Below are 18691 nucleotides of genomic sequence, written 5' to 3' on the forward strand. Positions count from 1 at the left end.
CAAACCACATGACGGAAGGCGCCATGACAGAGAACACTTCGCGGGCCCCGGTGCCCCTGCCCCGGACCGGCATTGGCATCGACGTGCACGCTTTTGCGCCGGACAACAATCCGAAGCCGCTCTGGCTGGGCGGGCTCTTCTGGGAGGGGGAGCGGGGCCTCGCCGGCCATTCCGACGGCGACCCCGTGGCCCACGCCGCGGCCGACGCCCTGTTCTCCGCCTGCGGGATCGGCGATCTGGGCACCCACTTCGGCACCGACCGGCCCGAGTTCGCCGGCGCCTCCGGAGTCACGCTGCTGGCCGAAGCCGCCCGGATCGTTCGCGCGGCCGGCTTCGAGATCGGCAATGTCGCCGTGCAGTTCGTGGGCAACCGGCCCAAGTTCGGCCCGCGCCGGGAAGAGTCCCAGCGCGTGCTCAGCGAGGCCGCGGGGGCTCCGGTCAGCGTTACTGCCACCACCAGCGACGGGCTCGGCTTCACCGGACGCGGCGAAGGGATTTCCGCGGTGGCCACGGCCCTGGTCTACCCGGCCGGGTAAGCTCGTCGGCCCGGCATCCGGCGGCCGCAGAGTCGGGCCCCGCAGCCAAAGCGCCTAGGCTGGAATAAGCACCAGTACCGCAATCCCAGGAGACCCGCCGTGAAAAAGTTGCTTCCCGCCGTCGTGATCGCAGGGATGCTTCTGGCCGGCTGTGCCGGCAGCCCCCGCATGAGCGTGGAGGAGAGCTGCAAGTTCCTGCAGGGCGATACATTCAAGCCCACGGGCAACCAGCAGCAACAGGCCGACCAGATCGCCAAGCACTACCAGGAGGTCGCTGACAAGGTGGCCCAGGACGTCGCCGACCCCATCCAGAAGATGGCCGACATCATGAAGAAAGTGGCCAGCACGTCCCTGGGAACCAAGAGTTCGGAGCAGACGGCTGAACTCGCCAAACAGAACAACCGGATCGGCGAGGTCTGCAAGTAAGCGGGAACATTGGCATCGGCTAATCTGGAGCGGTGACCCTGCGCTTTTACGACACTGCATCCGCCGAAGTCCGCGACTTCGTTCCCCTGGTACCGGGCAAGGTAAGCCTGTATTACTGCGGTGCCACGGTGCAGGGCATGCCGCATGTGGGGCACATCCGCTCCGCCATCGCCTTTGACCAGCTGACCCGCTGGCTCGAATACCGCGGCTTCCGCGTCACGGTGGTCCGCAACGTCACCGACATTGACGACAAGATCCTCGCCAAGTCCGAGGCCTCCTTCCACCCGGAATTCGAGCAGGAGCCCGGGTCCGTGCCGGAGGAGGAATGGTGGGCGCTGGCGTACCGGTATGAGCAGGAGTTCCTCAAGGCCTACGACACCCTCGGCGTTTCGCGGCCCACCTACGAGCCGCGCGCCACCGGCCACATCCCGGAGATGCACGCGCTTATCCAGCTCCTGATCGACCGCGGGCACGCCTATCCGGCCCTCGACGGTTCCGGTGACGTCTACTTCGACGTGCGCTCCTGGAACAAATACGGCGCCCTGACGCGGCAGAAGATCGACGACATGCAGGGTGCTGCCGACGCCGACCCGCGCGGCAAAAAGGACCCCCGCGACTTCGCCCTCTGGAAGGGCTATAAAGAAGGGGAGCCGGCGACGGCGAGCTGGGTTTCGCCGTGGGGCACCGGCCGTCCCGGCTGGCACCTAGAGTGCTCGGCGATGGTCACCAAATACCTTGGCACCGAGTTCGACATCCACGGCGGCGGCCTCGACCTGCGCTTCCCGCATCACGAAAACGAGATGGCGCAGTCCCAGGCGGCCGGCCACGGTTTCGCGAACTTCTGGATGCACAACGGCATGGTCACGTACCAGGGCGAAAAAATGTCGAAGTCCGTCGGCAACACGATCAGCCCGGCAGAGATGCTGGAGCTCGCACCCCCTCGCGTGGTCCGCTACTACCTGGGCCAGGCACAGTACCGCTCGGTGCTGGACTACCAGCCCACGTCGCTGCAGGAGGCGGCCGCCGCCGTCGAACGCATTGACGGCTTCGTGGCCCGCGCCGTCCGCGCATTGTCCTCCGACGGCGCCCTGCTGTTTGGCAGCCACGGCACCGTTCCGGAGTCGTTCGCCGCTGCGATGGACGACGACCTCAACGTGCCGCAGGCCCTCGCGGTGCTGCACGACACGGTCCGGGCCGGAAACTCGGCGCTCACCGACGGCGACGTGGAGGCAACGCGGCAGGCTTTGGCCGGCGTGACCGACATGCTGCGGGTCCTGGGCATCAGCGCTGCCGCGCAGCCCGCCGTCGACGACCAGGCCACCAGCGCCCTTGGCACGCTGATAGAGGCCCAGCTCGCTGCCCGCGCCGAAGCCCGCGCCAGGAAGGACTGGGCCGCATCGGACGCCATCCGGGACACCCTCGCGGCAGCCGGGGTTCTGGTGGAGGACAATGCCGACGGCGCCACGTGGAGCCTGCAGCGCAGCTAGCCTTCGCGGCTCCCGGCCCGCCCGGTCAACGATTTGAGGCCAGTCAGTAGACTGGAGTCCAGACTTACTCAATACAACCAAGGGTGGAATTCATGGCCAACAAAGGTCGCCCGGGCGCAGTCCGCAAGCTCAAGAAGGGCCCCACCACCGGAACCGGTGGCCACGGCCGCAAGGCTCTCGAAGGCAAGGGGCCAACCCCCAAGGCCGAGGACCGCCCGTACCACAAGGCGCACAAGAACAAACAGCTCGCGGAGCGCTCCGCAGCCAAGCGGCCCGCTGGTGCCGCCGGCGCCCGCAGTGCCGGAGCCCGGTCCGGTCCGAAGGGGCGTGCCACCGAAGAGGTCGTCACCGGACGCAACTCCGTCGTCGAGGCCCTCCGGGCCGGCATTCCGGCCAAGGCGCTGCACGTCGCCATCCGCATCGAGATGGACGACCGCGTCAAGGAGTCCCTGAAGATCGCCGCCGAACGCGGCATCCCGCTGCTGGAAACCGGCAAGCCCGAGCTGGACCGGATGACCGACGACGCCGTGCACCAGGGGCTAGTCCTGCAGATCCCGCCGTACGAGTACCAGGACGCCTACGACCTTGCCGAAGAGACTGTCGAAGGCTGGAAGAAGGGGCACATCGCGAACGCCCCACTCTTCGTTGCACTGGACGGCATCACCGACCCCCGCAACCTCGGCGCGATCATCCGCTCGGTCTCGGCATTCAGCGGCCACGGCGTGATCGTCCCTGAGCGCCGCTCCGTGGGCGTCACGGCCGCCGCATGGAAGACCAGCGCCGGCGCGGCGGTCCGCGTTCCGGTGGCCCGCGCCTCCAACCTGAACAACGCCATCAAGCAGTTCAAGGACATGGGCGTCTTCGTGCTCGGGCTCGATGGCGACGGCGACGTCTCCCTGCCCGACCTCACCGTTGCCACCGAACCGGTGTGCATCGTGGTCGGCTCCGAAGGCAAGGGCCTCAGCCGCCTCGTCCGGGAGAACTGCGACCAGATCGTCTCCATCCCGATCGACTCCGCGATGGAATCCCTGAACGCCTCCATGGCCGTCGGAATCTCCCTTTACGAAGTCTCCCGCCAGCGCTCCGCGAAGTAACCCCGCCTTAGGACGCTGGGGGTTTACCGCTCCTGGCGCTTCGCCAATGCTGCGGCAGCAGCTACGAAACGCTCTATCAATTCTTGCAGGTATCTGACGAACGCTCCCTCAGCTTTCGCAGCAAAACGGCAAACGCTTCCGCACCTGGTGCGGAAGCGTTTCGTCTTAAGCGGCAGGATCTGAGGAAGCGTCGGTGGATTTCCTGCAGGATCTGATCGAGCGTTTTGTGTACGCCTAGAACTCCCGGCGGTTGGCCAGCACCGGGAGTTTGGTGCGGGCTTCCTTGACCAAGGCGGGGTCGAGGTCGGCGAACAGGAGGCCGGGGGCGCCGTCGAGCTCCTGGAGCACCTCGCCGAAAGGCGAGACGACGGCGCTGTGCCCGACGCCGGTGGGCGCTGCGCCGCGGGGCTCGATGCCCTGGGTGGCGGGGTCGCCCTGGCCGCAGGCGAGGACGTAGGTAGTGGTATCCACGGCGCGGGCCCTGGCCAGCAGCTGCCACTGGTCCACCTTGCCGGGACCGGAACCCCAGGAAGCGCAGACGATGTTGGCGACGGCCCCGCGGTCGGCGTTGGCCGTGAAGAGCGCCGGGAAGCGGATGTCGTAGCAGGTGGCCAGGCCGAAGGTGAGGCCGCCGGCGTCGAACGTCACGGGTCCGGTCCCGGCTTCGACGGTGTCGGACTCCAGGAATCCGAAGGCGTCGAACAGGTGAACCTTGTCGTAGCTGGCGTCCACGCCCGGCCCGGTCACCAGCAGAGTGTTGCGCACTTTTGTCTGCCCGTCGGAGGCCGATAAACCCGGGGTGAACATTCCGGCAACAATCACAATCCCCAACTCGTCGGCAATCGCGCGGACACGACTGGCCCAGGGGCCGTCCAAGGGCTCGGCGATATCCAGCAGGGAATTGCCGAACGCGCGCATGGTGGCCTCGGGGAAAACCACGATCCCGGCGCCGCCGTCCTTTGCGCGGCGGGCGTATTCTTCGACCACGGTGAGATTCCCGTCCACGTCCCGGCCTGTAATGATCTGGGCCAATGCAATCTTCACGAAAACCTCCAGTCGGTGCGTCCTTACAGCGTTCAGCGGTGCCGCCACAGGGCCGCACGCGTAACATGCGGAAGAAGACTAGCTATTTGGACGTGACGGCTAAGCTTTAATTGATGGTAATGCCCCTCTTAGACACAGCCCTGACGGTGGACGACTCCCAGGCCTTTCCCCTCGGGGTCAGCGAAGCGCGCCAAGGCCCGGGGGATACATCAGGCAACCGGGCAAACGTCGCCGTTTATGCTCCCGGCATCGCGACGCTCGAGGTGGCTTATCAGGCGCCTGGACAGAACTGGCGGCTTCAGACCCTGTCCAGCCTCACGAACGGTGTCCACCACGGGGTGGTCGACGGGTTACCCGTGGGATCCCGGTACGGCTTCCTCGCAGCCCCCAGCGGCGAAGCGGCGCCCAAGGGCGATGAGGTGCTGCCGCTGGCGGTTCCCACCGTTGATTTTGACGACGACGGCGGCAGCCGGCAACCGCTGTTGCTGGACCCTTACGGCCGGGCCGTCGATGAACGCGACGGATTCCTGACCAGCGTCAGGATGTCGTCCGACTTTGACTGGGCCGGGGACCGGAAGCCGAATACCCCGTGGCGCAACACCATCGTCTACGAGGCACACGTCCGCGGGCAGAGCATGCTCCACCCGGATATCCCGGAGGCGCTGCGCGGCACGTACGCCGGCATGGCCCATCCTGCGATGATCGAGCACCTCACAGGTGTGGGCGTTACCGCCCTGCAGCTGCTGCCGGTGCATTTCCATCTGGACGAGCCGCACCTCCAGAACCTCGGCCTCACCAACTACTGGGGTTACAACACGGCGGCCTTCTTCGCCCCGCACCAGGCATACGCCACCAAGTCAGCCCAGGAAGCCGGGCCGCAGGCCGTCCAGGACGAATTCAAGGGAATGGTCAAGCTGCTGCACGCGGCCGGCATCGAGGTCATCCTCGACGTCGTCTACAACCACACGGCCGAAGGCGGCCCGGACGGGAGCACCCTGAGCTTCCGCGGGCTGGGCGAGCAGAAGTACTACCGCACCGACGGCCACGGAAAATACATCGACACCACGGGCTGCGGCAACACGCTCAATTTCGCCGAACCCCGGGTTGTCCAGATGGTGCTGGACTCACTGCGGTACTGGGTGGACGAGTTCCACATCGACGGCTTCCGGTTCGACCTGGCCGTCACGCTCTGCCGGAACGCAGCCAACGAGTTCGATCCCCACCATCCCTTCCTCGTGGCGGTGGCCGCCGACCCCTCGCTCTCCCGCGTCAAGCTGATCGCCGAACCGTGGGACGTTGGCTACGGCGGCTGGCAGACCGGCCGTTTCCCCGGCGGCTGGGTGGACTGGAACGACCACTACCGCGACGCCGTGCGCTCCTTCTGGCTGGCCGACAGGGCCGCTCTCGACAACGGCGGCCAGGGCGGGTCCGTGGCCCGGCTCGCCGATGCCCTGTCCGGCTCGGCGAGCCTCTTCGAACCGTCGGGCCGCTCAAGGCTGGCGTCGCTGAACTTCATCACCGCCCACGACGGCTTCACCATGACCGACCTCGTCTCCTACGACCGCAAGCACAACGAGGCGAACGGCGAACAGAACCGGGACGGGCACGGCGACAACCGCAGCTACAACCACGGCTTCGAGGGACGCACCGAGGACGAGGGCATCCTGGCCCGCCGTGCCCAGAGCAAGCGGAACCTCATGGCCTCGCTCATGATTTCCCTTGGCGTGCCCATGATTACTGCAGGGGACGAGCTCGGCCGCACCCAGCAGGGCAACAACAACGCGTACTGCCAGGACAACCCGCTCACGTGGATCGACTGGACCAGCACGCCGGAATCCCATGCCATGCTGCGGACCACCAAGCGTGTCATCCGGCTCCGGCGGGAGTTTCTGACGTCCCAGCCGCACGACTACCCCGTCCGCGACGCGCGCTCATACCTGTACTGGTACGACCGGAGCGGCCAGCCCATGTCCATGGAGCGCTGGAACGACAACGGGAACCGCGTGGTCCAGCTGCTGCTCGGCTCCGACGACGGGCACGTGGCCGGGCTTATCGTGGTTAACGGCGGGCCTGAGGACATCGAGGTCACCCTGCCGCAGGTCACCAACGACGACGGCACCGGAAAGCGGCTGTTCGACCTCCGCCTCACCACCTCAGAGCTCCACGACCGGCGGCAGGGCGCCCTGGTCGAGTCCGGCGGGCCTGACGAGGTGCAGGCCTACACCATCAACATTTACCGCACATAAACTCCGGGGAATCAGGCATGCGCAGGCGTTGGACTGTCGGAACGCTGCTGCTGGGGCTCGCCGTCGCTGCCCTCGCGGTCTTCAACCTTTTCATTGCGCCGGGCGGCGCGCCGCCCGTTTCGGGACCGCAGGGAACGACGACGGCGGCACCCGGCTTTCCGACGTCGGCACCCGCAGCAGCCGCGACGTCGGCACCCGCCGCCGTGCCGTCGTCGTCGTCCGGCACGACCACCGGCCTACCGAACGCGTCCGGCCTCCCCACGATCCGGGAGTCACAGTTGCCGGCCGAGGGCCGGCGGACCCTGGTCCTGATCCGGCGGGGCGGGCCCTACCCGTACACCCGCGACGGCGTGACATTCGGCAACTTCGAACGCATCCTGCCGCGCAAGGCCAGCGGTTACTACAGGGAGTACACGGTGCCCACGCCCGGCGAGTCCGACAGGGGAGCCCGCAGGATCGTGGCAGGACAGGCCGGGGACAAGTACTACACGGCGGACCACTATGCATCGTTCAAGTTCATAGCAGAAGGCAAATAGCACCATGAAGATCTACTCCGGCGACACGTGGACCCTCGAGGAACTGAAGGACCAGGTTGCGGACGCCGGCCGCCGCAGCCTGCTGGTTCCTGCCGCCGATTCCAGGAAGTCCGTCCTCGCCGCGTTCGGCGAGGCCCTGGATTTTCCAGAGCACTTCGGCGTCAACCTGGATGCGCTCAACGACTCCCTGCACGACTTCGCCGACGCTATTTCCGACGACGGAGCCAAGCCCCTGACCGTGATCTGGCAGGTCCCCGCAGCCTTCCGCGGCGACCGCTCCTTCGGCATCATCTGCGAGATCCTGCAGGACGCCGAAAGCTACGCCGGCAAGGACCTCGCAGTCATAGCGGTGATGCTCTAGCGCGTCTGTGCCCCGCCGTCAGGCAGGGAGCCGGTGGGGACTACGCGTTGACGATCAGTCCCAGCTCGGCCTTTGACGCGAGGGCCTCGTGCGTGGGGAGCACCCGTACGGTGTAGCCAAAGGACCCTGAGCGGTCAATCACGATGGACCCGGCGAAGAGGTAGCGGCCGTTGCCGAGTTCCTCCTTGGCTTCCAGTTCCACCATCGTCACGTTGGCCAGTTCGTCGCTCTCGGCGGCCTGCCCGTACGCCACCTCCACTGACACGTCCTGCGGAGACAGGTTGTGCAGTCCCACGTAGGCGTGGACCTGGAGGGTGTCGCCGATCTGCGGGTCCTCCGAGACGCCCAGCGAGTCCACGTGCTCCACGTGCAGCTGCGGCCACGCGGCGCGGACCTTGGCCACCCATGCCGCGAGTGCCTTGGCCTGCGCGTAGGAGCCTGCCACGGCCTCGCGTCCCGAAACCGCGGCGGGCCGGTAGAGGACGTTGACGTAGTCCTGCAGCATCCGCTCGGCAGAGACCGCCGGGCCGAGGTGCGCCAGCGTGTGCTTGATCATGGAGACCCAGTGCGTCGGGATCTTCTCGTGGCCGGACTCGGACGGGCCGGCGGCGCCGGCCGCTTCGGAGACGGTGTTGCCGTAGAACCGCGGCGCCACCTGGGTCTCGAGCAGCTCGTACAGTGCTGCGGCCTCGATGTCGTCCCGTTCGTCGGCAGAAGCACCGTTGTTGGCGGTGGGGATCGCCCAGCCGTTTTCGCCGTCGTACATCTCATCCCACCAGCCGTCCAGGACAGACAGGTTCAGGGACCCGTTAATCGCGGCCTTCATGCCGGAGGTGCCGCAGGCTTCGAGCGGCCGCAGCGGGTTGTTCAGCCAGACGTCGCAGCCGGGGAACAGCGTGCGGGCCATGGCGATGTCGTAGTTCGGCAGGAAGACGATGCGGTGCCGCACGGCGGGATCGTCGGTGAAGCGGACCAGGTCCTGGATCATCTTCTTGCCGGCGTCGTCCGCGGGGTGGGACTTGCCGGCGATGACCAGCTGGATGGGGTGCTCCTTGTGCAGCAGCAGGGCCTTCAGGCGCTCCGGATCCCGCAGCATGAGGGTCAGCCGCTTGTAGGTGGGCACGCGCCGGGCGAACCCGATGGTCAGGACGTCCGGGTCCAGCACGGAGTCGGTCCATGCCAGCTCGGCATCGGCGGCGCCGCGCTTCTTCCACGCCGCCCGCAGCCGGCGCCGCACATCCTCCACCAGTGAAACGCGCATCTCGCGCCGGAGAGCCCAGACCTCGGCGTCGGACACGTTGTAGGCGAGGTCCCAGCGGCCCATGACCTCGGCTTCGGGCCCGAACCGCTCCCGGGCGAGCTTCGCGATCCGGGGATCCACCCAGGTGGGCACGTGCACGCCGTTCGTCACGGAGGTGATGGGCACCTCCGAGTGGTCGAATCCCGGCCACAGCGCCGAGAACATGCCGCGTGAGACCTCGCCGTGCAGCTTGGCAACGCCGTTGGCCCGCTGTGCGAGGCGCAAGCCCATCACGGCCATGTTGAACACGAAGGGGTTGCCTTCGCTGAAGTTCTCGCGGCCCAGGTCGAGGATCCGGGAGGTGGGAACGTCCGGAGCCAGCCCGGCTTCGAAGAAGTGCTGGATCTGCGCTGCTTCGAAGCGGTCGATGCCGGCGGGAACCGGCGTGTGGGTGGTGAACACGGTGGACGAGCGTCCGGCGGCAAGGGCCTCGTCGAAGGTGAGCGCCTGCTCGCCGGCCATCAGTTCCTGGATACGTTCGATGCCGAGGAAGCCTGCGTGGCCCTCGTTTGTGTGGAACACCTCGGGCGCCGGCGTGCCGGTGAGCTTCTGGTAGGCGCGCAGCGCCTTGACCCCGCCCATGCCCAGCAGCAGTTCCTGCTGCAGCCGGTGGTCGCCGCCACCGCCGTACAGCCGGTCGGTGATGCTGCGGGCGGCGTCGTCGTTTCCGGGGACGTTGGAGTCCAGCAGCAGGAGGGGGACGCGTCCGACGTCGGCACGCCAGATGTGTGCCGCAAGGTGCCGCCCGTTGGGCAGCGGGAGCGAGATTTCCACCGGCTTGCCGTTGCCGTCCGCGGCAGGCTCGCGGAGCAGGGTCAGCGGCAGGCCGTCGGGGTCGATGACCGGGTAGGTCTCCTGCTGCCAGGCGTCCCGGGACAGCGACTGCTTGAAGTAGCCCGCCTGGTAGAGCAGGCCGACGCCGATCAGCGGCACGCCCAGGTCAGAGGCCGCCTTCAGGTGGTCGCCGGCAAGGATGCCGAGGCCGCCGGAGTACTGCGGCAGGACTTCGGTGATGCCGAATTCGGGGGAGAAGTACGCAATGGAGACGGGGGCGTCGCTGCCCAGGCCCTGGTACCAGCGGGGCTCGGTGAGGTACCGGTCCAGGTCCGCGGCTGCCGCCTGGACCCTAGCCACCACATCCTGGTCAGTGGCGAGCCGGTGCATCTCCTCGCGGCCCACCAGGCCAAGGAAGCTGACCGGGTCATTGCCGCATTGGGCCCAGACGCGCGGGTTCAGGCTCTCGAACAGTTCCCGGGTGGGCCGGTGCCAGGACCAGCGGAGGTTGGTCGACAACCGGGCCAGCGGCCGGATCGGCTCGGGGAGAACGGTACGGACTGTAAATCTGCGGATTGCCTTCACCTGCGCCACACTAACCGACTAGGTGAACAGCAGGAACCGCTTTTGATTACTTTCCGGTAAATGACGAATCGCTTCATTAATTAAGTTCGCAGGCTTAGCAATCCGCCTCATTTCTCGCTAACGTCGAGCCTGTGACGACTAACACGCGAACCAGTGCCCCAGCAAAGCAAACGCCGAAAGTTTCGATCACGGAAGGCCTTCGGTTTGGCCGTTTCCCTATCACGGACGTTCAGCCTGTTGTCGAAGGGGGGAAGTTCCCGGCCAAGGCGCTGCCCGGCGAAGGAATCGTGGTCAGCGCCAGGTCCTTCCGCGAGGGCCACGACCAGCTGGGCGTCAGCGCGGTCCTGCTCGACCCGCAGGGCAACGAGCGCCAGCGGACCCGCCTTCAGCCGCCGTCCGGTGACCGCGGCAAGGGAACCGACCTGTGGGAAGGCCTGCTCACCCCTGATTCCACCGGAAACTGGTCCTTCGTCATCGAGGCCTGGCACGACCGCTACGGCACCTGGCACCACAACGCCGAAGTCAAGGTGGACGCCGGCATCGACGTCGAACTTATGCTCGCGGAAGGCGCCGCACTGCTCTCGCAGGCTGCCGAGGAACCCGCCCGGAACGAGGCGGACCGCCAGACGCTGCGCTCCGCGGCCACCGTCCTCTCGGACGGCACCCTGTCTCCCGAGGACCGCCTGGCCGCCGGCTTCAGCCGCGACGTCGCCGCCGTCGTCGACCGTGAGCCGATCCGTGAGCTCGTCACCGTTTCCGAACCGTTCCCCCTCCTGGTTGAGCGGGACCGCGCCGGACGCGGCTCCTGGTACGAGTTCTTCCCGCGCTCCGAAGGCGCAGTGCGCGACCCCGGCACCGGAGCCTGGACCTCCGGCAACTTCCGGACCGCTGCCAAAAGGCTGGACGCCGTGGCCGGCATGGGCTTCGACGTCATCTACATGCCGCCGATCCACCCGATCGGCGTCCAGCACCGCAAGGGTCCCAACAACACGCTGATCGCCGGCCCGAACGATCCCGGCTCACCGTGGGCCATCGGCGCCAAGGAAGGCGGGCACGACGCCATCCACCCGGACCTCGGGACCTTCGAGGACTTCGATGCCTTCGTGGCACGGGCGAATGAGCTGAACCTCGAAGTGGCGCTCGACCTGGCGCTCCAGGCCGCCCCGGACCACCCTTGGGTCACCGAGCACCCGGAATGGTTCACTACCCGCGTCGACGGCAGCATCGCGTACGCCGAGAACCCGCCGAAGAAGTACCAGGACATCTACCCGCTCAACTTCGACAACGACCCCGAGGGCCTGTCCAAGGAAATCCTGCGGATCGTCCGGCTGTGGGTCAGCCACGGCGTGAAGATCTTCCGGGTGGACAACCCGCACACCAAACCGGTGTGGTTCTGGGAGTGGCTTATCGCCGAGGTGAACAAGAAGGACCCTGACGTCGTGTTCCTGGCCGAGGCCTTCACCCGCCCGGCCATGATGCACGCGCTGGGCAGGGCCGGCTTCCAGCAGTCCTACACCTACTTCACGTGGCGCAACACCAAGAAGGAGCTGGAGGAGTATTTCCACCACGTCAGCCACGAGTCGGCTGCCTTCTTCCGGCCCAACTTCTTCGTCAACACCCCGGACATTCTCACCGAGTACCTGCAGTACGGCGGACCGGCCGCGTTCAAGATCCGCGCCGCCCTGGCGGCAACAGCCAGCCCGCTGTGGGGCGTGTACGCAGGCTACGAGCTGTACGAGCACGTGGCCCGGCCCGGCGCCGAGGAGTACATCGACAACGAGAAGTTCGAGTACAAGGCCCGCGACTGGGAGGCCGCCAACGCCTCCGGCCGGACCCTCGCCCCGTACCTGACCAGGCTGAACGAAATCCGCAGGGCCCACCCGGCGCTGGGGGACCTGCAGAACCTCACCCTGCACCAGTGCACGGATGACGCCACCGTCGTGTACTCCAAGCACAAGACGCTGCCGGACGGCACGAGGGACACCATCATCGTGGTGGCCAACGTTGACCCGCACAGCGCGAGGGAAGGCATGGTGTCCCTGGACCTGGCTGCGCTGGGCCTGGACCCGGCCGACCTCACCCCCAACGGCGGGTTCTGGGTGGATGACCTCATCTCCGGCGAGTCGTGGGAATGGGGGGAGTACAACTACGTGAGGCTGGATGCACATGTTGAACCTGCACATATCCTGAGCATCCGGAGGTAGCCGCCAGTGACCTTCAGTCCGCAGAGCCCCACCCAGCACTTCACCCCCAAGAGCACGTTCGAGCTCAATGCGCCGGGTTTGCAGCACGATCCGCTGTGGTACCGGAAAGCGGTGTTCTATGAGGTGCTGGTCCGGGGCTTTGCGGACGCCAACGGCGATGGTTCAGGCGACTTCCACGGGCTGATCGAGAAACTCGACTACCTGCAGTGGCTGGGCGTGGACTGCCTGTGGCTTCCGCCGTTCTTCCAGTCACCCCTGCGGGACGGCGGGTATGACATCTCGGACTACAACTCCGTCCTGGACGAGTTCGGCACCATCAGCGACTTCAAGCGGCTGGTGGCCGAGGCGCATGCCCGCGGTGTCCGGGTCATCATCGACCTCCCGCTGAACCACACCTCGGACCAGCATCCCTGGTTCCAGGAATCCAGGAAGGACCCCGAGGGTCCCTTCGGCGACTTCTATGTGTGGAGCGACACGGACGAGAAGTACCAGGACGCGCGCATCATCTTCGTGGACACGGAGGAGTCCAACTGGACCTTCGACCCCATCCGCCGGCAGTTCTTCTGGCACCGGTTCTTCAGCCACCAGCCTGACCTGAACTTCGAGAACCCGAAGGTCATCGACGCGGTGTTCGACGTTGTGCGGTTCTGGCTGGACCAGGGGATCGACGGGTTCCGGGCGGACGCCATCCCGTACCTCTTCGAGGAGGAGGGGACCAACTGCGAAAATCTCCCGGCGACGCACCAGTTCCTGCGCCAGCTGCGGAAGATGGTGGACGAGAGCTACCCCGGCCGGGTGATCATCGCCGAGGCCAACCAGCCGCCCAACGAGGTGGTGGAGTACTTCGGCACCGTGGAGGAACCGGAATGCCACATGGCCTTCCACTTCCCGATCATGCCGAGGCTGTACTACGCGCTGCGAGACCAGAAGGCCGCGCCGATCATCGAGACCATGCACGATACCCCGGACATTCCGGAAGGTGCACAGTGGGGCACGTTCCTGCGCAACCACGACGAGCTGACGCTGGAGATGGTCACCGCCGATGAGCGTGCCGCCATGCTCGGCTGGTACGCACCGGACCCGCGCATGCGGGCCAACATCGGCATCCGGCGCAGGCTGGCGCCGCTGCTGGACAACTCCCGGGCGGAAATCGAGCTCATCAACGCCCTGCTGCTGTCCCTGCCGGGCAGCCCGTTCCTGTACTACGGTGACGAGATCGGCATGGGCGACAACATCTGGCTCGAGGACCGCGACGCCGTCCGCACGCCCATGCAGTGGAACCCGGACCGCAACGCCGGCTTCTCCAACGCCGACCCCGGCAAGCTGTACCTCCCCGTGATCCAGTCACTGGTCTACAACTACGCCATGGCCAACGTGGAGGCCGAGGCCGCACACTCCGGATCGCTGCTGCGCTGGACCCGGCAGATCCTCAGCGTGCGGAAGAACCACCCGGCGTTCGGGCTCGGGGCGTTCAAGCATGTGGAGGCCGACCACGAAGTGGTGCTGGCGTATCTCCGCGAACTGCCGGAGGGCAACGCAGCGGGCGAACCGGCCGAATCCATCCTCTGCGTTTTCAACCTTTCCCAACACCCTGTGTCCTCCACCCTGAGGCTCCCGGACTTCTCCGGCCGGGGACTGCGGGACGTCTTCGGCGGACAGCCGTTTCCCGGCATCGGCGAGGACGGACAGCTGACGCTTACGCTCGGCAGCCACGACTTCTTCTGGCTGCGACTGCGGTCCGCCACCTCCAACCCCGCAGCACCCTTTACCCAAGCGATGCCGATACTGTCGATTGAGGGATGAGATGACCCAAACTACACTGACACCCACACTTGAGCACCTGCTCCGCGACTGGCTGCCGGCCCAGCGGTGGTTCCCGGTGAAGACCCCGGACTTCACGCTGGCGCCGGTGGGCGGCCTGGTCCTGGAAGACGCCACCGGCCAGGCCGGCCTCGAGGTGTTCCTCGCCTCCGTCGAGTCCAAAACAGCCGACGGCGTCTCCCGCACCGACGTCGTGCAGATCCCGCTCAGCTACCGCAGCCAGCCGCTGGCCGGCGCGGAACGGGCCCTGATTGGCGAAAGCGACGACGCCGAACTGGGGCACCGCTGGGTCTACGACGCGGTCCACGACCCCGCCTTCATCGGGGCCTGGATGGACCTGATCCGGACACAGCAAACGGCCGGTACCGCCAGCGGCCACCTCTCCGGTGCGGCCCAGCCGCTGCCGCAGGCCACCGGAACAGTCCGGGTCCTGTCCGGCGAACAGTCCAACACCTCAGTGATAGTGGACGATGGCGACTCCGCGGCGATCGTGAAATTTTTCCGTGTGCTGTCGGCCGGGCGAAACCCGGAGGTGGAGGTCGGCGCCGCGCTGTCCGCCGCCCGCACCGAGGAGGTCCCGGCCACGCTGGGCTGGGTCACGGGCGAGTGGTACCCCCCGGGCCAACTTCCCCCTATCCAGGGCACAGGCGGACCGGGCGGACCTGTCCAGGGCGAACTGGCGGTGGCCCACGAATTCCTGGCCGGCGGCAGGGACGCGTGGCGGCTCGCCGTCGACGCGGCCGCCGGCGGAGTGGACTTCACGGCCGAGGCGCATGCCCTTGGCCATGCGACCGCGACTGTCCACCGCAGGCTCGCCGAGACGCTGGGTGTCTCGGCCGAAGCGGTTCCGGGCGCGGAAATTGCCCCCGGAGTAGCCCAGCGGGTGCGCCAGATGTGGGCGGAGGCGGGACCCGCCGTCGGACCTTACGAAGAGGGGCTGGAAAGCCTGCTCAGCCGCCTGGAAGGCACCCCCGCCGGAGCGCTTCAGCGCATCCATGGCGACCTTCACCTCGGCCAGATCCTCCAGGTTCCCGGTGCCGAAGGCGGCCATGACCGGTGGGCCATCCTCGACTTCGAGGGGGAGCCGCTCCGGCCGATCTCCGAGCGCAACTTCCCTGACGCCCCGCTCCGGGACGTGACGGGCATGCTTCGCTCCTTTGACTACGCGGCGGGCGCCGCCGAACGGGAACAGCCGGGTGTCCGCGTCCCCGAGTCCTGGGTGGACGACTGCACCGCGGCCTTCCTGGCAGGCTACGCGGAAGTAACTCCCGGGATGGTGGACCGCAATTCGCCGCTCTTTGTGGCATTGTGGCTGGACAAGGCGCTTTACGAAGTCGTGTACGAGTTGCGCAACCGGCCGGGCTGGTTGGCCATCCCGGTGAATGCGGCCAGGCGACTCCTCAGCACTACAAGCTCCGGCGAACCGGCCGGAGCAGCAGCGGAAGGTAAAAAGATGACAGGCTCTGCCCACACCGACAGCCCCCACGCACCGTTGCACGTGGACGCGCACACGCTTTCACGCGTCGCGGCCGGTGAACACCACGCCCCGCACTCGGTGCTTGGTGCGCATTTGGACGACTACGGCCACGTGACCATCCGCACCGTCAAGCACCTTGCGGAGGCGGTCAACGTGGTGACCCAGGCCGGAGCCGTTCCCATGACCCACGAGGCCGAAGGTGTCTGGGTGGCGGTACTGGAGCCGCTGCAGCACGGCCACGTGCCGGACTACCGGCTTGAGGTGACCTACGAGGGCGCCGAACCCATTACCGTGGACGATCCGTACCGCTACCTTCCCACCGTGGGTGAAGTGGACCTGCACCTGATCGGCGAAGGACGCCACGAGAAGCTCTGGACGGTGCTGGGCGCCCACGTGCAGCACTACAAGTCCTCACTGGGAGACATTGACGGCGTGTCCTTTGCCGTGTGGGCCCCCAATGCGGAAGCGGTCCGGGTCAAGGGCGACTTCAACGCCTGGGACGGCCGTGAAAACTCGCTTCGGTCCCTCGGCTCTTCGGGCGTGTGGGAGCTGTTCGTCCCGGGTGTCCCGGCCGGTGCCTGCTACAAGTATGAAATCAAGACCAAGGGCGGCTACTGGGTGGAGAAGGCCGACCCGCTGGCCTTCGGCACCGAGGTGCCCCCGCTCACCGCCTCAAGGGTTGTCGAGTCCCACTACCGGTTCCAGGACGCGGACTGGATGAAGGAACGCGCCGCCAGGGATCCGCACAACTCGCCGATGAGCGTCTACGAGGTCCACCTGGGATCGTGGCGGCTGGGGCTCAGCTACCGCGAGCTTGCCAAGGAACTCGTGGAGTACGTGAAGTGGCTCGGGTTCAGCCACGTCGAGTTCATGCCGGTGGCCGAGCACCCCTTCGGCGGATCCTGGGGCTACCAGGTCACCTCCTACTACGCGCCGACGTCCCGCTTCGGGCATCCCGATGAGTTCCGTTTCCTCGTGGACTCGCTGCACCAAGCGGGCATCGGCGTAATCCTGGACTGGGTGCCGGCACATTTCCCGAAGGACAACTGGGCCCTGGCGCAGTTTGACGGACAGGCGCTCTACGAACACGCCGACCCGAACCTGGGCGAGCACCCGGACTGGGGCACCCTCATCTTCGACTTCGGGCGCACCGAGGTCCGGAACTTCCTTGTGGCCAACGCACTGTACTGGCTCGAGGAGTTCCACATCGACGGCCTGCGCGTCGACGCGGTCGCGTCCATGCTGTACCTCGACTACTCGCGGGAACACGGCCAGTGGCAGCCCAACCGGTTCGGCGGCCGCGAGAACCTGGAGGCCATCTCGTTCCTCCAGGAGGCCAACGCCACCGTGTACAAGACCCACCCCGGCGCCGTGATGATCGCCGAGGAATCAACCGCGTTTCCGGGCGTCACCGCGCCCACCAGCCATGGTGGCCTTGGCTTCGGCCTCAAGTGGAACATGGGCTGGATGCACGACTCGCTCAAGTACGCCTCCGAGGACCCGGTCAACCGCAAGTGGCACCACGGCACAATCACGTTCTCCATGGTCTACGCCTTCACCGAGAACTTCCTGCTGCCCATCAGCCACGATGAGGTTGTCCACGGCAAGGGCTCCATGCTCCGCAAGATGCCCGGCGACCGCTGGCAGCAGTTGGCCAACCTCCGCGCCTTCCTCGGCTACCAGTGGGCGCACCCGGGCAAGCAGCTCATCTTCATGGGCACCGAATTCGGCCAGGAAGCCGAATGGTCCGAACAGCACGGCCTCGACTGGTGGCTGGCTGACATCCCGGCGCACCGCGGTGTCCAGCTGCTGCTCAAGGACCTGAACGAGCTCTACAGGTCGACGCCGGCCCTCTACTCCCGGGACAACGAACCGGGCGGGTTCCAGTGGATCAACGGAGCCGACGCCGACCGCAACGTCCTCACCTTTGTCCGCTGGGACACCGAGGGCAACCCGCTGGTCTGTGCCGTCAACTTCTCCGGCGCCCCGCACAAGGATTACGCACTGGGCGTGCCGTCCGCGGGGACGTGGACCGAGGTGCTGAACACCGACTCCGAGGCCTACGGCGGATCGGGCGTCCTCAACGGCGGCACGCTGGCCGCGGAGGACGAGGGCATCGACGGCCAGCCGGCCACCCTCACTGTGACGCTGCCCCCGCTGGGCGCCGCGTACTTCCGCCCGTCTGATGCCAGCGTGATCACCACGCCCGCCGCAGCCAAGGCCAAAGCCACCGATGCCGGATCCGTCTTCGCGGGGCCGACGGCCGCTGAGAGCCGGGCTGCCGGGACGCGGGCCGCCGAACCGAAGAGCGCTGAACCGACTCGGGCAGAGCCGGCGGGTGCTGAGCCGAACAGTGCCGCCCCGGCTGGTGCTGCGCCGAACGGTGCTGCGCCGAACGGTGCTGCGCCGGCTGGTGCTGCGCCGGCGGCCGAGACGGGGAAGTCGGCCCTGCCCGGCGGGCCGCTCGTCTAAGTTCCCGCAGGGGCCGCCACCCGGACGGTTGCTGTTTGGAAGGAAGGCCCGGGATCCCTTGGGATTCCGGGCCTTCCTCGGCGCTGCGTTGGCCCAGTTGGCATTCCGCCTGGGTGGTGGTATAGTTTATTTCCGCGCCGCTCCCCGGAGCGAGTCGGCAAGGTGATCCGGAAGCCACAGGCTGGGCCGGACGGAAAGCGCCGATTTGACTCTGGTGAAGCGAGCGGGTAAACTTGAAAAGTTGCTCCGGAGCGATCCTGAACGTTGGTTTGGGTGGTGCCGGGTGTGTCTGTTGTTTGAGAACTCAATAGTGTGCCAAGTTTGTTGA

12 protein-coding genes are annotated in these 18691 nt (G+C 66.9%); 10 read left to right on the plus strand and 2 right to left on the minus strand.

All coding sequences use genetic code 11. The features are described 5' to 3' along the window. Positions 1–23: 23 nt before the first annotated feature. The 4 genes from ispF (at position 24) to rlmB (ending at position 3543) form a co-directional block, all read left to right on the plus strand. Entirely contained in the window at positions 24–536 is a 513-nt protein-coding gene (gene ispF, locus ACFTSA_RS14070) for a 2-C-methyl-D-erythritol 2,4-cyclodiphosphate synthase (RefSeq protein ID WP_377952031.1), read from the plus strand. A 99-nt stretch (positions 537–635) separates the two neighbouring features. Next, positions 636–962, plus strand: coding sequence for a hypothetical protein (locus tag ACFTSA_RS14075; RefSeq protein ID WP_377952033.1), 327 nt, complete (start codon positions 636–638; stop codon positions 960–962). A 32-nt stretch (positions 963–994) separates the two neighbouring features. After that, positions 995–2449, plus strand: a complete 1455-nt coding sequence (cysS, locus tag ACFTSA_RS14080; RefSeq protein WP_377952035.1) for a cysteine--tRNA ligase — start codon at positions 995–997, stop codon at positions 2447–2449. Positions 2450–2541: 92 nt separating this feature from the next. Continuing rightward, on the plus strand, positions 2542–3543 hold the full coding sequence (gene rlmB / locus ACFTSA_RS14085; protein WP_377952037.1) for a 23S rRNA (guanosine(2251)-2'-O)-methyltransferase RlmB: 1002 nt from the start codon (positions 2542–2544) through the stop codon (positions 3541–3543). Between the two features lie 234 nt (positions 3544–3777). Here rlmB and ACFTSA_RS14090 read toward each other — a convergent pair whose 3' ends face one another. Further along, positions 3778–4587 (minus strand): carbon-nitrogen hydrolase family protein, encoded by an 810-nt coding sequence (locus tag ACFTSA_RS14090; RefSeq protein ID WP_377952038.1) that lies wholly within the window; start codon positions 4585–4587, stop codon positions 3778–3780. A gap of 113 nt (positions 4588–4700) precedes the next feature. On the opposite strand from ACFTSA_RS14090, the gene glgX reads away from it, so the two are divergent. Genes glgX through ACFTSA_RS14105 form a run of 3 tightly spaced genes read left to right on the plus strand, consistent with a single transcriptional unit; the run spans position 4701 to position 7730 of the window. Then, positions 4701–6833: a glycogen debranching protein GlgX gene (gene glgX, locus ACFTSA_RS14095; RefSeq protein WP_377952039.1), complete on the plus strand. Its 2133-nt coding sequence runs from the start codon at positions 4701–4703 to the stop codon at positions 6831–6833. Positions 6834–6850: 17 nt separating this feature from the next. Further along, positions 6851–7369: a ribonuclease domain-containing protein gene (locus ACFTSA_RS14100; RefSeq protein WP_377952040.1), complete on the plus strand. Its 519-nt coding sequence runs from the start codon at positions 6851–6853 to the stop codon at positions 7367–7369. Between the two features lie 4 nt (positions 7370–7373). After that, on the plus strand, positions 7374–7730 hold the full coding sequence (locus ACFTSA_RS14105) for a barstar family protein (protein WP_377952041.1): 357 nt from the start codon (positions 7374–7376) through the stop codon (positions 7728–7730). Positions 7731–7770: 40 nt separating this feature from the next. Here ACFTSA_RS14105 and glgP read toward each other — a convergent pair whose 3' ends face one another. After that, positions 7771–10389, minus strand: a complete 2619-nt coding sequence (glgP, locus tag ACFTSA_RS14110) for an alpha-glucan family phosphorylase (protein WP_377952043.1) — start codon at positions 10387–10389, stop codon at positions 7771–7773. Between the two features lie 131 nt (positions 10390–10520). On the opposite strand from glgP, the gene ACFTSA_RS14115 reads away from it, so the two are divergent. Genes ACFTSA_RS14115 through ACFTSA_RS14125 form a run of 3 tightly spaced genes read left to right on the plus strand, consistent with a single transcriptional unit; the run spans position 10521 to position 18363 of the window. Then, positions 10521–12593 carry an alpha-1,4-glucan--maltose-1-phosphate maltosyltransferase gene (locus ACFTSA_RS14115; protein ID WP_377952044.1) on the plus strand — a complete coding sequence of 691 codons (2073 nt, stop codon included), beginning with the start codon at positions 10521–10523 and terminating at the stop codon, positions 12591–12593. Positions 12594–12599: 6 nt separating this feature from the next. After that, the gene (gene treS / locus ACFTSA_RS14120; protein WP_377952046.1) at positions 12600–14396 is read left to right on the plus strand and encodes a maltose alpha-D-glucosyltransferase; all 1797 of its coding nucleotides are present in this window, start codon (positions 12600–12602) and stop codon (positions 14394–14396) included. A 1-nt stretch (position 14397) separates the two neighbouring features. Further along, a complete protein-coding gene (locus tag ACFTSA_RS14125) occupies positions 14398–18363 on the plus strand; it encodes a 1,4-alpha-glucan branching enzyme (RefSeq protein WP_377952047.1) in 3966 nt (1321 codons plus the stop codon). Positions 18364–18691 lie beyond the last annotated feature (328 nt).

Origin of the sequence: Arthrobacter sp. NPDC057013 (genome assembly GCF_042674585.1) — a bacterium.
Taxonomy (GTDB): Bacteria; Actinomycetota; Actinomycetes; order Actinomycetales; family Micrococcaceae; genus Arthrobacter.